Raw genomic sequence first — 13,996 nt, forward strand, 5'->3', positions numbered from 1 at the left:
TTCCAGCTCAGAGGCGTACGGGCCGGGGTGGGCACGCGGCCGGGCGGGGTGGGGCCGGGTAACCGTTAGGCTGGGGGTGTGGCAGTCGTCGATGTATCCGAAGAGCTGAAGTCCCTCTCCTCCACCATGGGGTCGATCGAGGCGGTCCTCGATCTGGACAAGATGAGGGCCGACATCGCCGTGCTTGAGGAGCAGGCCGCGGCGCCGTCCCTCTGGGACGACCCGGACAACGCGCAGAAGGTGACGAGCCAGCTCTCCTACCTCCAGGGGCAGCTTCGCCGCACCGAGGAACTGCGCGGCCGGATCGACGACCTCGAGGTGCTCTTCGAACTGGCCGAGGCCGAGGACGACGCGGACGCCCGCGCCGAGGCCGAGGCCGAGCTCACCTCGGTCCGCAAGGCGCTGGACGAGATGGAGGTCCGCACGCTGCTGTCCGGTGAGTACGACGCCCGCGAGGCCCTCGTCAACATCCGGGCCGAGGCCGGCGGCGTGGACGCCGCCGACTTCGCCGAGCAGCTCCAGCGGATGTACCTGCGCTGGGCCGAGCGGCACGGCTACAAGACCGAGGTCTACGACACCTCGTACGCGGAGGAGGCCGGCATCAAGTCCTCCACCTTCGCCGTCCAGGTCCCGTACGCGTACGGCACGCTCTCCGTCGAGCAGGGCACCCACCGCCTGGTGCGCATCTCGCCCTTCGACAACCAGGGCCGCCGCCAGACGTCGTTCGCCGGCGTCGAGGTGCTGCCCGTGGTGGAGCAGACCGACCACGTCGAGATCGACGAGTCCGAGCTGCGGATCGACGTGTACCGCTCGTCCGGGCCCGGCGGCCAGGGCGTGAACACCACCGACTCGGCGGTGCGGCTCACCCACATCCCCACCGGCATCGTCGTCTCCTGTCAGAACGAGCGCTCGCAGATCCAGAACAAGGCGACCGCGATGAACGTCCTGCAGGCCAAGCTCCTTGAGCGGCGCCGCCAGGAGGACCAGGCCAAGATGGACGCGCTCAAGGGCGACGGCGGCAACTCCTGGGGCAACCAGATGCGTTCGTACGTCCTGCACCCCTACCAGATGGTCAAGGACCTGCGCACCGGCCACGAGGTGGGCAACCCGCAGGGCGTCCTCGACGGCGAGATCGACGGCTTCCTCGAGGCGGGCATCCGCTGGCGCAAGCAGCAGGAGAAGTAGCGCCACCACGGCGCGGTGCCACCGCCGCCCCGAGGCGCGGCGAGCCGCCGCGTCGATCAGGGTACGGCGCGAACCCGCCGCCCCCGCTCCACCCACGAAGGGCCCGTCCGCTGCGCGGCGGGCCCTTTCGCTGCGCGCCCGTCGCCCCCTGGCCGCCGGCCGACGGACTGTCAACAGGCCCGTCCCGGCCGGCTTTTAGGTCACGGTTACATCCCGTGGTGGTCGTCAACTCGCTGCAAGGCGGACATCTTGCACGGAACGACCTTGACGGTGGTGGGATTAGTGGGAAGGCTGGCGCGCGGCATGCGTATGAACTGGGGCACGTGCGAGTGGGGCCCGCGGCTGGTCTGTTGTGAGGCCCGTGCCGCGAGACGCAGCCCCGGGCCGTGGCCCCGTGCATAGCTGCTCCATTGACGAGTACAGCTACTGGGGGTAGCAGGCAGATGACCAAAAAGACGCGGTTGCGCGTTGCGCGGATCGTCGCGGGCACGGTGATCGCCGCTGGCGCGTCGCTCACCGCGGCGGGCGCCGCTTCGGCCGTCGGCATCGACGTCAACGTGGGCGGGGTGGGAGTAAAGGCCGAGGCCGACAAGGACGGAGTGGGGGCACGCGTCGCGGTTGCCCCGACCCCGCCCGAAGAGCCCTCCCACGTTCCGACCCCGCCCACGAATCCGCCGACGAACCCGCCCACCGGCGACCCGACCAACCCGCCGACCAACCCGCCCACGAACCCGCCGACCAACCCGCCCACGAACCCGCCGACGAATCCGCCGACGAACCCGCCCACGGGTGAGCCGACGAACCCGCCGACGAATCCGCCGACCAACCCGCCCACGGGTGAGCCGACGAATCCGCCGACGAACCCGCCCACCGGTGAGCCGACCAACCCGCCGACGAACCCGCCCACGGGTGAGCCCACCGACCCGCCGACCGGCCAGCCCACGGGCCAGCCGACCGGCAGCCCCACCACCCAGCCGACCGCCCCGGGCGGCGGCACCGGTGGCACCGGCGGCGACAACGGTGACGACGCGGGCACCTGCCCGGTCGGCACGGACGGCACCGACTGCGCGGACGACAACACCGACACCGACAGCGCGGGCGCGCAGCCGGTGCAGCAGAGCAAGCCCAAGGAGGAGCTGGCGGAGACCGGCGCCTCCGAGACGACCTTCCTGGTCGTCGGCGCGGCCACCATGATCGCGGGCGGCATCGGCTTCCGCGTCATGCCGCGTCTGATCAGCCGCAACGCCGCCGCGGCCTGATCGAGGCGGTGAGCGGGCCGCGCCACACCGGCTGAGCCGGCGCGAGCCCGGCGCACACCACCGCACCACAGCGAGGGGGCCCACGACGCATGACGCGCCGTGGGCCCCCTCGTCGCACTCCGGGCGCCGGCGCGCGCGGCGAGGGCCCGCGCGGGCAGGCGTCAACGCCCGTACGTAACGGAACGCGTGCGGTGCTGGACGGATCGTGTGCGTCGGCTCGGCGGGTCGTCCACCCGCGGGCCGTCGCGGTGCGCTAGACGGCCACCTCGTGGGCCACCGCGGCCACCGCGATCAGCGCTATGAGCAGGGCGATCAACGCCGCGGGGGTCAGCCCGGCGAGCGGGCCCTCCTGCTGCGTGCGCCGCTGTGCCCGGCAGACCGGGCAGCGACCCTCGCTGACGGGACTGGCGCAGTTGGCGCAGACAAGCCTGTCGTACGTCATGCGCTCTCCTCCTCCCGTATGCGGCGCAGCCGCTGTCTCTCCACTGGGAACGCTTCGGTACGAGCGCTTGTTCCTCTCCCACTGTGCCAGCTTCCGCCCACTTCGGCGCGCTCCGCGCGAATCGCCCAGCGGGCGGGCCGTACACCGTCCGGGTTGCCGTCGTTTTGTCCCCGCTGCGGCCCGCGACAAACCCCTCAACCACCGACGCCGACTGCGCGCCCCCACGCGGTTCGCGTATGGTCACGCTCACCGACGGGAGCCGCGCCAGCGGCAGCCCGTATCCCCTATACAGGTCGACCGTGGTGCATTCGTGATCCGATTCGACAACGTCTCCAAGACCTATCCCAAGCAGACCCGCCCCGCGTTGCGTGACGTCTCGCTGGAGATCGCCAAGGGCGAGTTCGTCTTCCTGGTGGGCTCCTCCGGGTCGGGCAAGTCCACCTTCCTGCGGCTGCTGCTGCGCGAGGAGCGGGCCAGCCACGGCGCCGTGCACGTGCTGGGCAAGGACCTCGCGCGGCTGTCCAACTGGAAGGTGCCGCAGATGCGCCGCCAGCTCGGCACGGTCTTCCAGGACTTCCGACTGCTGCCCAACAAGACCGTGGGGGAGAACGTCGCCTTCGCGCTCGAGGTCATCGGCAAGCCGCGCGGCGCGATTCGCAAGACGGTGCCCGAGGTGCTCGACCTGGTCGGCCTCGGCGGCAAGCAGGACCGGATGCCGGGCGAGCTGTCCGGTGGTGAGCAGCAGCGGGTCGCCATCGCCCGCGCGTTCGTCAACCGGCCGATGCTCCTGATCGCGGACGAACCCACCGGCAACCTCGACCCGCAGACCTCGGTCGGCATCATGAAGCTGCTCGACCGGATCAACAGGACCGGGACGACGGTGGTCATGGCCACCCACGACCAGCAGATCGTCGACCAGATGCGCAAGCGCGTGATCGAACTTGAGAAGGGCCGTCTCGTACGCGACCAGTCGCGCGGCGTCTACGGCTACCAGCACTGAAAGGACGCCATGCGCGCCCAGTTCGTCCTGTCGGAGATCGGCGTCGGTCTCCGCCGCAATCTGACGATGACCTTCGCCGTGATCGTCTCCGTGGCCCTCTCCCTGGCGTTGTTCGGGGCGTCCCTGCTGATGAGCGAGCAGGTCGACTCGATGAAGGGCTACTGGTACGACAAGGTCAACGTATCGATCTTCCTCTGCAACAAGAACGACAAGGAGACCTCGCCCAACTGTGAGAAGGGCGCCGTCACCGACGACCAGAAGAAGGAGATCCGCTCCGAGCTGGAGCGGATGAACCTCGTCGAGACGGTGCACTTCGAGAGCAGCGAGGAGGCGTTCAAGCACTACAAGGAGGAGTTCGGCGACTCCCCCCTGGCCAGCTCGCTGACCGCCGACCAGATGCAGGAGTCGTTCCGGGTCAAGCTCAAGGACCCCGAGCAGTACAAGGTCATCTCCAGCGCCTTCGCCGCCAGACCCGGCGTACAGGAGGTGCAGGACCAGAAGGCCGTGCTCGAACCGCTCTTCAACCTGCTCAGCGGCATGAACTTCGCGGCGCTCGGGGTGATGGCGCTGATGCTCGTGGTCGCGCTGCTCCTGATCGTCAACACGGTGCGCGTCTCCGCGTTCAGCCGTCGCCGCGAGACCGGCATCATGCGGCTCGTGGGCGCCTCCAGCTTCTACATCCAGATGCCCTTCATCATGGAAGCCGCCATCGCCGGCCTGATCGGCGCGGTGTTCGCCTGCGTGCTGCTGGTCACCGGGCAACAGGTGCTGGTGAACGGCTGGCTCGCGGACCACATCAGCGTCATCGACTTCATCGGCTGGGACGCGGTGATCTCCAAGCTCCCGCTGGTGCTCGCGATCGGCCTGCTCATGCCCGCTCTTGCCGCCTTCTTCGCGTTGCGCAAGTACCTCAAGGTGTGACGTACGCCCAGGGCGCCGTACGGCCAACACCCCGTGCGGCGCCCGGTCGTGGCCTAGACTCGCCGGCATGTCGGGCCTGTGGATGAATCGTCCGCTCCGCTCCGCTCCGGCTGGCAGACAGCCCGTGGACGCCGAGCCCCGGCTCCGCCGTACCCATCGCGGGGCCGCCCTGTCCCTGGTGTTCGCCAGCGTCCTCGCGACCGGCGCGGCCACCGGCACTTGGAGCGAGGAGTCCGCCTCGGCGGAGCCGGCGCGGCGCGCCCCCCACCTCCCTGCGGACCCCGTCACCAACTCCCGCCCCGCCGCCGGCTCGCACGGCGACGGCGCTCCCGCGGCCTTCCCGCCCGAGCACGAGGGCGCCACGCGCGACGTGAGCCGCAGCGGTGACCGCTGGAGTTCCGTCTACTCGCCGCGCGAGTACGAGGGGTACCAGCGCGGCCTCGAAGGCCAGTACGTGGGCGTCGGGCTGTGGGCGCGCCGGATGCCCGACGGGGCCATCGCCGTGGACCGGGTCCAGCCCGGCAGCCCGGCGGACCGGGCCGGGGTCCGCCCCGGCGACCGACTCAGATCCGTCGACGGCGTGCCCGTCACGGGCAGACCCGTCACCGAGGTCGTCGCCCGACTGCGCGGCGACCTCCCGGCCGGGGAACCGACGGCCACCGAAGCGGAGCGCGGCGACCACCCCGCCGCCCGCCGGGCGGCAGCGCCCGACGCCGACCGCGAGCCGGACCAGGACACCGACCGGGCCGAGCGGCCCGATGCCCCGGAGACCGCGCAGCGGACGGCCGGGACGACCCCCGACGGCGACACCACGTCCCCCCAGGACACGGACCCGCGGGCGGACGCGCCCCCGGCCGACCCCGCAGCCGCACCCTCGCAGGCCCAGCTCCACGCCGACCCGGACCACGACGGCGGGGACCACACGGGGGCAGGCCAGGACGCCGCGCGGCCGGCGGGCGGCGACGCGGGCGGCGCCGCGGACCGGCGGGGCACGGCCCAGCGCGCGACCAGGTCGAGCGACCACGCGGGCCCCGACGCCGCGAGCGGGCCGGCCGGCAGCCGGGTGGTGCTGGGCCTGGAGCGTGCGGGCCGCCAGTGGACCGAGACCCTGCGCCGCTCCCGGCTCGTCACCAGGAACGTCACGGTGGGCCGGCTCACCAGCGGCGAACCCGACGCGACGCGGATCAAGGTCGACGCCTTCACCAAGGACACCGGCGAGCAGGTCCGCGAGGCGGTACGCGCGGCCCCCGAGGGCGACGGGCTCCTGCTCGACCTGCGCGGCAACTCCGGCGGCCTGGTCACCGAGGCCGCGACCGCGGCCTCCGCCTTCCTCGACGGCGGCCTCGTCGCCACCTACGACGTACGCGGGCAGCAGCGCGTGGTCAACGCCGAGCCCGGCGGCGACACCCAGACCCCGCTGGTGGTGCTGGTGGACGGCGGCACGATGAGCGCCGGTGAGCTGCTGACCGGGGCGTTGCAGGACCGGGGGCGAGCCGTCGTGATCGGCTCGCAGACCTTCGGCAAGGGCTCGGTCCAGATGCCGACCGAGCGCCCGGACGGCTCGGTGGCCCAGGAGACCGTGGGCCACTACCGCACCCCCGTGGGGCGGGGCGTCGAGGGCGTGGGCATCACCCCCGACCTGACCGTGGGCGACGACGCCGAACAGCGGGCCCAGTCAGTATTGAGTGGCCTCGGGGGCGGGGCCTAGTGCGACAATGGCCGCGCTATGGCTAAAGAGACGGGACGCAAGCTGATCGCGCAGCACAAGAAGGCGCGACACGACTACCACATCCTCGACACGTACGAGTGCGGCCTGGTGCTGACCGGCACCGAGGTCAAGTCGCTACGTCAGGGCCGGGCCTCCCTCGTGGACGGCTTCGTGCAGATCGACGGCCACGAGGCGTGGCTGCACAACGTGCACGTGCCGGAGTACACCCAGGGCACCTGGACCAACCACTCGGCCCGGCGCAAGCGCAAGCTGCTGCTCCACCGGGCGGAGATCGACAAGCTGGAGTCGAAGTCCCAGGAGACGGGCCACACCATCGTCCCGCTGGCCCTGTACTTCAAGGACGGCCGGGCCAAGGTCGAGATCGCGCTGGCCAAGGGCAAGAAGGAGTACGACAAGCGGCAGACGCTCCGCGAGAAGCAGGACCAGCGCGAGGCGCAGCGGGCCATCTCGGCCGTACGTCGCCGCCAGCGGGCCTAGCGGCGCCCGGCGGGCCGGCGGGCGCCTCGGACCGGCCCAGCCGCCGCCGGACTCCGGTTCGGCCGACGGTCGCGGGAATAGGCTGGCACGTACGGTTGCTGTTCACGTACGATGGCACTCGCCCCGCTCAGCCGGGGCAACCCCGCAAGGGGAGCGCATTGAAAACACCACATGGGGATGATCGGTTTCGACAGCGGCTGTCGAAGCAGGGGAAGCGTGTCGAGAAAGCGGCAATGATCTCGTAAACCATATGCCGAAAACAATAATCGCCAATTCCAAGCGCGATTCCTTCGCCCTCGCTGCCTAAGTAGCGACTGCGCGAAGTGTCAGCCCGGGGCTGTTCCCGACCCGGATCCTGGCATCAGCTAGGGAACTAAACCACCAGATCCGGCCACGGGGTCTGGTGGGAAACCAAACAGTGGCTGGGCCCGTCGGAGACTTGTTCGCGTGATCTCCGGGGCCGAGAAAAGCGCAGCGAACTGCACACGGAGAAGCCCTGATTCCGCACCGTTGGACGCGGGTTCGATTCCCGCCATCTCCACGAAGGCGAGAGGCGAGGTGTGCCTGCGGAAAGCGCAGGCCGTCTCGCCTTCGTCGTTTGTGCGCGGACTGCGTCCGCGCGGGCGGGGGCTTCGCCACCCGCGGCCCCCTTGGGGTGGGTGGGGGGTTGCGGGGGGTGGTGGTGTTGCGGTTGTTGGTGGCGAGGGCCTCCCTATGGGGTGGGCGCCTCGCTTTTTTGTTGGGCTGGCGTGGACTTCGTCCTACGCGGGCGGGGCCACGAGGTGGGGTTGCGTGGACTTCGTCCTACGCGGGGAGGGTGGGCCGGCGTGGACTTCGTCCTACGCGAGGGCGGCCTGGTGGTTGGGGTTGCGTGGACTTCGTCCTACGCGGTGGGGGCATGGGGCCGGGCTGGCGTGGACTTCGTCCTACGCGGGGGGTCACGGGGTGGTGTTCCGGGGGCGGGTCAGTGGTCGCGGATGGCGTTGGGGTGGGTGTCGATCCAGCGCTTGAGGGCCCGGGCGGCGGTGTGGGCTGGTTCGCGGGCCAGGGAGTCGACCTCGGCGGACTCGTCGCCCGGCAACTCGTTCTCCATGCCGCGCACGATCTCCAGCGGCTCCGCGTATGTCCGCTCGCCGTTCGGTGTCGCGCGCATCGCCTGGCCAAGGGCCCGGATGTCGCCCACCAGCCGACGCAACTGGCGCGTGCAGTCGCCCTCGCCGCACCGGGGGCTCTCGGCCGACTGGAACGCGGCGACGGCGTTGGGCACCGTGCGCTCCGTCAGGCTCACCGCCTTCGCGTCGTTCTCCGAGTCGGTGGAGCAGGCGCCGACGAGCCCGAGCGTCAGGGTGAGGGCCACGGTCGCCGCGGCCCGGCGGGTTCTCCGTCGGCGGTGTGGGTCCTGGTGGGGGAGTGGGCGTGGGGGTCGGTGTGACGGGTGGGGTGTGCTGGGGAAACGTACGTGGACACGCGAACTCGTCATGGAAATCCCCCGTGGTACGGCTCAACGGCATTGATCGGCGAACAGTGTTGCTCACGGTGCCTTCGGTCCGCAGGTGAGTGCGGGGTTTCGTCTGGTCGCATCGCGCCATCGGCTGGAAACGCTCGGTCGTCGGTGGTGAGCGCCGGCTCGCGCGGCGCGGGTGGTGGGTGCCAGGGGCGTGCCGGGCGGTAAATACTGGCGGACCGAGCCCGCCCCGAGGCGCTGGTGGGCCCGGATCTCCGCGTCGGCCAGGGCCGGGCGGCGCGCGGTGGACGACGGGCAGAAGCGGGGCGAGGCAGATGCAGGCGGATCACGACCAGCCGACCGGAGCCGACGAGGCGAGCGGGCCCGAGCGGCACGGCGGCGGTGCGGGCGCCGAGACGGGCGTACGGGAGGACGGGGGCGCGGCCGGGCGTGGGGGGACGCCGCTCGTCGGGTTCACCGTCGGGGTGACGGCGGCCCGGCGCGCGGAGGAGCTGATCGCGCTGGTGGAGCGGCGCGGGGCCACGGTGGTGCACGCGCCCGCGATGCGCATCGTCCCGCTCGCCGACGACGGCGAACTGCGAGCCGCCACCGGGCAGTTGGTCGAGCGCGGGCCCGATGTGGTGATCGCCACCACCGCCGTCGGCTTCCGTGGCTGGACCGAGGCCGCCGAGGGCTGGGGGCTGGGCGACGCGCTCCTCGACCGGTTCCGGGGCGCGGAGCTGTTGGCCCGCGGGCCCAAGGTGCGCGGCGCGATCCGGGCCGCCGGCCTGGCCGATGACTGGTCGCCCGCCTCCGAGTCGATGGCCGAGGTGCTCGACCGGTTGCTGGCCACGGGCGTGGCCGGGCGCCGGATCGCGGTGCAGTTGCACGGCGAGCCGCTCACGGAGTTCGTGGCGGCGCTGCGGGACGCGGGCGCCGACGTGGTCGGGGTGCCCGTCTACCGGTGGCTGCCGCCCGAGGACCCGGGCCCGCTCGACGGGCTGATCGACGCCGCGGTCGCCCGTGCCCTGGACGCGATCACCTTCACCAGCGCGCCCGCGGCCACTAGCCTGCTGGACCGGGCCCGGGAGCGCGGCCTGCGCGAGGCGCTCGTCGACGCGTTGCGCCACGACGTGCTGGCGGCCTGCGTCGGCCCGGTCACCGCGCAGCCGCTGGCCGCGCACGACGTGCCCACCGCGGCGCCCGAGCGGTTCCGGCTCGGGCCGCTGGTGCAGTTGCTGTGCCAGGAACTTCCGGCGCGGGCGCCGGTGCTGCGGGTCGCGGGCCACGGCGTGGCGGTGCGGGGGCGGGTGGCGCTCGTGGACGGCGAGCCGCGATCGGTGACGCCGGCCCAGGCCGCACTGTTGCGCGCGCTTTCCCGCCGTCCGGGCCAGGTGGTGGCGCCGGCCGCGTTGCTGCGCGCGCTGCCCGACCCGGTGGGCGGCGAGGGCGCGGTCGGGGCGGCGGTGGCCGGGCTGGACGCCGCGCTCGGCGTGCCGGGGCTGGTCGAGGCCGTCGCCGACCGCGGGTACCGGCTGGCGGCGCCGGAGCCGGGCCCGGGCGACGGGGCGCGGCTCGGCGACGCCTAGCGCGCCGGGGCGTGCCGGGGCCCGGAGCCGCCCGCGTTTCGGGCCGGTGCGCGGCGCGTCGTGCTCGGGCGTGTCGGGAGGGTTCCGGCCAGGGGCCGGGGGCGGCACTCTGGAAGCGGAGGTTCCTCGCGGGCGTCCGGTGGCACCGTGCGTCCCGGGCACTGAGGGAGTGGTGGGCGGATGGCGGTCTCGGCCTCTTACGAGCTGCGTTTCGACGCCGGGCGGGTCTGTCTCGACCTGGTGGCCACGGTCGGCGGCCGGCTCGGCGACGAGCCCGTCGAGCGGCTGGACGGGCCAGGGCGGCTCGGTCAGTGGCTGTTCGGCGCCGGCCTGCTACCGCCGGGCGTACGGCTGGACGCCGTGGACGCCGGCTGGCTCGCCCGCTTCCACGCGCTGCGGGACCTGCTGGGCCGCGTCGTGTGCGCCGAACTCGACGGGCGGGCCACCGACGCCGACCTGGCCCGGGTCAACGCGCTGGCCAGCGCCGCGCCGCCGGTCGTGCGGGCGGTGCGGGCCGCGGACGGCACCCTGGTGCGCACGCTCGCCGCCCGCCCCGACTGCGGCGCGCTGCTCGCCCAGATCGCCAGGGACGCGGTGGACCTGCTCACCGACCAGCGGGCGCGCGGGCAGTTGCGCCGCTGCGAGGGGGAGGCGTGCGCGCTGATCTATCTGGACACCTCACGCGGCCGGCGCCGCCGTTGGTGCTCCAGCGAGGTGTGCGGCAACCGGGAACGGGTGGCCCGCCACCGCAGACGCGCGGTGGCCGCCCGGGGCTGACCGCGCGGGGCGTGCGCCGTGCGCGGGGTGGAGCCGGACGTTCCTGATGTGTCATCAATTAATGGACGCGCGACGGGAGTTGGTATGAGAACGTGGAAGCGCCACAGGCCCCGGTCGGGGGTCCGGGGCCTGTGTGCGCGGGTCGGTGGTGCCTTCACGTCCTGGCCGCTACGGGCGGTGAACTGACCGCCGCGTAACGGAAGGTGAAGGCGGGCCGGCCCCCTGCGTAGCCGCCCGTGTCGCCGGCGGCGGCCCGGTCGACCTTCCTCGCGCGACCCCGGCCCGCCCCCTGGGCCCGCCCCCCGGGCGCGTCCCCGCGTGGCCGCCTCCGAGCGCGAGGCCGGGCCCGAGCGCGCGGCCCCGGGCTCCGGCTCGCACGGCTCGCGGCGCGGTGCCGACCCGGTCCGGGTGGCGTGGCGGGGGCGGCGGGCCGGTCGGCCGCTCCACTGGGCGGGCACCGAGGCGTGCGCGGACTGCCCCGGTTCGCGTACGGTTGACGGCTGCCCTACGCACACAGAAGGGGGCCTGGGTGGCCGCGCACAACGCCACGCACGCAGCATCCGTCACGTCCCGGCACGCCGAGCCCGGGACCGAGGGTGCCCGTGACCGGGAGATCCGGGTCGAGCAGCGACATCTCAACCGGGTCTACCGGCGTCTTGAGGAGAAGATCCACGAGGCCGAGTACCTGATGGACGACGCGGCCAAGGGGGGTCAGGTGGGCACGCCCGGCGCGCTCGCCGAGCGCGACGCGCAGGTCTTCCGCGCCGGGGTTCACCTGAACCGGTTGAACAACGAGTTCGAGGACTTCCTCTTCGGCCGCATCGACCTGCTGCTCGGCAAGGACGGCAAGCGCGGCCCGGACGGCGCGTACACCTCCGTCGAGCCCGCGGACGACGCCGTACGCACCGACGACGCCGGCGACCCGCACGCCGACATCGCCGAGACGCTGCACATCGGGCGGCTCGGCGTGCTCGACGCCGAGTACACGCCGCTGGTCATCGACTGGCGCGCGCCGGCCGCCGCGCCGTTCTACCGGGCGACGCCGGTCGCCCCGGGCCGGGTGGTGCGCCGGCGCGTCATCCGCAGCAAGGGGCGCAAGGTGCTCAGCGTCGAGGACGACCTGCTGCGTCCCGAGCTGACCGCCTCGCTCGACGGGGAGCCGCTGTCGATCATCGGCGACGGCGCCCTGATGGCCGCGCTCGGCCGGGCCCGCGGGCACACCATGCGCGACATCGTCTCCTCCATCCAGGCCGAACAGGACCTGGTGATCCGCGCACCGGCCAACTCCGTCACCGAGGTCGAGGGCGGGCCCGGCACCGGCAAGACCGCCGTGGCCCTGCACCGCGCCGCCTACCTGCTGTACCAGGACCGGCGCCGGTACGCGGGCGGCATCCTCATCGTCAGCCCGACCCCGCTGCTCGTCGCGTACACCGAGGGCGTGCTGCCCTCGCTCGGCGAGGAGGGGCAGGTCGCCATCCGGGCGCTCGGCTCCCTGTCCGAGGCGGCCGAGCCGTCCGAGCGGGGCGGCGCCGGTGGCGGCAGTGGTGCGCCGGCGTACGACGAGCCGGCCGTGGCCCGGGTCAAGGGCTCCATCCGGATGGCGAAGGTGCTGCGCAAGGCGGCCAGGGGCGCGCTCACGCTGCCCGGCCCCGCGCCGCTGACCAGCGCCGATGGTGATGGTGACGGTGACGGGCAGCTCAGTTTCGACGGGCTCGGCGCCGAAGGGCAGCGCGCGGGCGGGCCGCCCGACCATCTGCGGGTGGTGGCGTTCGGCGCCCGGATCGAGCTGGACGCGCAGAAGCTGCGGCAGATCCGGCAGGCGGTGCTCAGCGGCACCGCGCCGGTGAACCTGATGCGCCCGCGCGCGAGACGGCTGCTGCTCGACGCCCTGTGGTCGGCCTCGGGCGGGCCGCGCCGCTACCAGGACCCGGAGTTGGCGGCCGAGGCGCGCGAGGCGTTCGACGAGGACATCGCGACGGAGGCGGAGTTCACCGACTTCCTCGCCGCGTGGTGGCCCGAGTTGACACCGCGCCGGGTGCTGGCCGCGATGGCCGACGAGAAGCGGCTGGCCCGCTGGTCGGGGGCGGGCGGCGGCGGCCGGGGCCGGGTACTGACCCAGCGCGAGGTGCGGCTGGTCGCCCGTTCGCTGCGGCGCCTGGCCCCCGACGGCAGCGGCCCGCTGTCGGTGCACGACGTGGCCCTCCTCGACGAGTTGCACACGCTGCTCGGCACCCCGGCCCGGCCCCGCAGGCGCGAGGCGGACCCGCTGGACCAGCTCACCGGCCTGGAGGAGCTGTCCACCTACGCCGACCGGTTCGCCAGCCGGCCCAGCCAGGCGGAGCGGCTTGAGCGGCTGCGGGACGAGGGGCGCACGGACTACGCGCACGTCATCGTGGACGAGGCGCAGGACCTGACGCCCATGCAGTGGCGCATGGTGGGGCGGCGGGGCCGGCAGGCCACCTGGACGGTGGTCGGCGACCCGGCGCAGAGTTCCTGGTCCGACCCGGACGAGGCGGCTGCCGCCCGCGACGAGGCGCTGGGCACTCGCCCGCGGCGCCGCTTCCAGCTCACCGTGAACTACCGCAACCCGGCCGAGGTCGCCGAGTTGGCGGCCAGGGTGCTCGCGCTCGCGATGCCCGGCACCGTGCCCCCGACCGCCGTCCGCTCCACCGGCCTCACCCCGCGCTTCGTGGTGCTCGGCGACGACCCGGGCGCCGTGCTGCGCGCGGAGGTGCGGCGGCTGCTGGCCGAGGTGGACGGCACGGTCGGCGTGGTCGTCGCGATGGAGCGGCGCGCGCGGGCCCGCTCCTGGCTGGCGGAACTGACCGGGAACGACGCTGAGGCGGGCGCGGGCGCGGGCGCTGGCGTGGGCGCCGGCGCTGGTGCTGGCGTGGGCGTCGGCGGCGCGGGCGAGCCGCGCGGCCGGGTCGTGGTGCTCGGCAGCCTGGAGGCCAAGGGTCTTGAGTACGACGCCACGGTGGTGGTCTCGCCGGCGGAGATCGCCGACGAGTCCCCGGCCGGGCTGCGCGTGTTGTACGTGGCGCTGACGCGGGCCACCCAGCAGTTGACCGTGCTCTCCGGCGAGCGGGACGACCCCGACGCCGCGGGCGTGCCGGACCTACTGCGGGACTGACGCGCGCCGGCCCCGGGCGGCGTTCGCCCGGGGCCGGAAC

At 73.5% G+C, this 13,996-nt stretch carries 11 protein-coding genes, 1 other RNA gene and 1 pseudogene; 11 read left to right on the plus strand and 2 right to left on the minus strand.

What is annotated here, in order from left to right; all coding sequences use genetic code 11:
- Window positions 1-78 precede the first annotated feature (78 nt).
- Window positions 79-1,185: a peptide chain release factor 2 gene (gene prfB, locus AC3CHW_RS22395; RefSeq protein ID WP_398610806.1), complete on the plus strand. Its 1,107-nt coding sequence runs from the start codon at window positions 79-81 to the stop codon at window positions 1,183-1,185.
- 443 nt (window positions 1,186-1,628) lie between these two features.
- Entirely contained in the window at window positions 1,629-2,444 is an 816-nt protein-coding gene (locus AC3CHW_RS22400; protein ID WP_488467648.1) for a hypothetical protein, read from the plus strand.
- A 253-nt stretch (window positions 2,445-2,697) separates the two neighbouring features.
- Here the strand turns inward: AC3CHW_RS22400 and AC3CHW_RS22405 are convergent, their stop codons facing one another.
- A complete protein-coding gene (locus tag AC3CHW_RS22405; RefSeq protein ID WP_176161907.1) occupies window positions 2,698-2,886 on the minus strand; it encodes a hypothetical protein in 189 nt (62 codons plus the stop codon).
- A gap of 310 nt (window positions 2,887-3,196) precedes the next feature.
- Between AC3CHW_RS22405 and ftsE the strand changes: the two genes are divergently transcribed.
- The 6 genes and pseudogenes from ftsE to ssrA all read left to right on the plus strand — a co-directional run bounded on the left by ftsE (window position 3,197) and on the right by ssrA (window position 7,557).
- Window positions 3,197-3,886 carry a cell division ATP-binding protein FtsE gene (gene ftsE, locus AC3CHW_RS22410; RefSeq protein ID WP_176161906.1) on the plus strand — a complete coding sequence of 230 codons (690 nt, stop codon included), beginning with the start codon at window positions 3,197-3,199 and terminating at the stop codon, window positions 3,884-3,886.
- Between the two features lie 9 nt (window positions 3,887-3,895).
- Entirely contained in the window at window positions 3,896-4,807 is a 912-nt protein-coding gene (ftsX, locus tag AC3CHW_RS22415) for a permease-like cell division protein FtsX (protein WP_187059875.1), read from the plus strand.
- Between the two features lie 481 nt (window positions 4,808-5,288).
- Window positions 5,289-5,429 (plus strand): annotated as a pseudogene (locus AC3CHW_RS22420) (PDZ domain-containing protein); the annotation flags it as partial.
- Complete coding sequence (locus AC3CHW_RS22425; protein ID WP_488471137.1) at window positions 5,430-6,515, plus strand: S41 family peptidase; 1,086 nt, start codon at window positions 5,430-5,432, stop codon at window positions 6,513-6,515.
- An 18-nt stretch (window positions 6,516-6,533) separates the two neighbouring features.
- Window positions 6,534-7,013 carry an SsrA-binding protein SmpB gene (gene smpB, locus AC3CHW_RS22430; protein WP_176161904.1) on the plus strand — a complete coding sequence of 160 codons (480 nt, stop codon included), beginning with the start codon at window positions 6,534-6,536 and terminating at the stop codon, window positions 7,011-7,013.
- A gap of 173 nt (window positions 7,014-7,186) precedes the next feature.
- Window positions 7,187-7,557, plus strand: a transfer-messenger RNA (tmRNA) gene (ssrA, locus tag AC3CHW_RS22435).
- Window positions 7,558-7,977: 420 nt separating this feature from the next.
- Here the strand turns inward: ssrA and AC3CHW_RS22440 are convergent.
- Window positions 7,978-8,370 (minus strand): hypothetical protein, encoded by a 393-nt coding sequence (locus AC3CHW_RS22440; RefSeq protein WP_488467649.1) that lies wholly within the window; start codon window positions 8,368-8,370, stop codon window positions 7,978-7,980.
- Between the two features lie 422 nt (window positions 8,371-8,792).
- On the opposite strand from AC3CHW_RS22440, the gene AC3CHW_RS22445 reads away from it, so the two are divergent.
- The 3 genes from AC3CHW_RS22445 to AC3CHW_RS22455 all read left to right on the plus strand — a co-directional run bounded on the left by AC3CHW_RS22445 (window position 8,793) and on the right by AC3CHW_RS22455 (window position 13,956).
- The gene (locus AC3CHW_RS22445; protein ID WP_488467650.1) at window positions 8,793-10,046 is read left to right on the plus strand and encodes a uroporphyrinogen-III synthase; all 1,254 of its coding nucleotides are present in this window, start codon (window positions 8,793-8,795) and stop codon (window positions 10,044-10,046) included.
- Window positions 10,047-10,226: 180 nt separating this feature from the next.
- A complete protein-coding gene (locus AC3CHW_RS22450) occupies window positions 10,227-10,823 on the plus strand; it encodes a CGNR zinc finger domain-containing protein (protein ID WP_488467651.1) in 597 nt (198 codons plus the stop codon).
- Window positions 10,824-11,352: 529 nt separating this feature from the next.
- A complete protein-coding gene (locus AC3CHW_RS22455; protein WP_488467652.1) occupies window positions 11,353-13,956 on the plus strand; it encodes a HelD family protein in 2,604 nt (867 codons plus the stop codon).
- Window positions 13,957-13,996 lie beyond the last annotated feature (40 nt).

The organism is Streptomyces sp. MGP-BFMKR1, assembly GCF_057766585.1.

Coding starts and splice junctions, on each gene's coding strand:
- AC3CHW_RS22405 (WP_176161907.1), bottom strand. CDS start 2,886: ATGACGTACGACAGGCTTGTCTGCGCCAACTGCGCCAGTCCCGTCAGC.
- ftsX (WP_187059875.1), top strand. CDS start 3,896: ATGCGCGCCCAGTTCGTCCTGTCGGAGATCGGCGTCGGTCTCCGCCGC.
- smpB (WP_176161904.1), top strand. CDS start 6,534: ATGGCTAAAGAGACGGGACGCAAGCTGATCGCGCAGCACAAGAAGGCG.
- AC3CHW_RS22400 (WP_488467648.1), top strand. CDS start 1,629: ATGACCAAAAAGACGCGGTTGCGCGTTGCGCGGATCGTCGCGGGCACG.
- AC3CHW_RS22450 (WP_488467651.1), top strand. CDS start 10,227: ATGGCGGTCTCGGCCTCTTACGAGCTGCGTTTCGACGCCGGGCGGGTC.
- AC3CHW_RS22445 (WP_488467650.1), top strand. CDS start 8,793: ATGCAGGCGGATCACGACCAGCCGACCGGAGCCGACGAGGCGAGCGGG.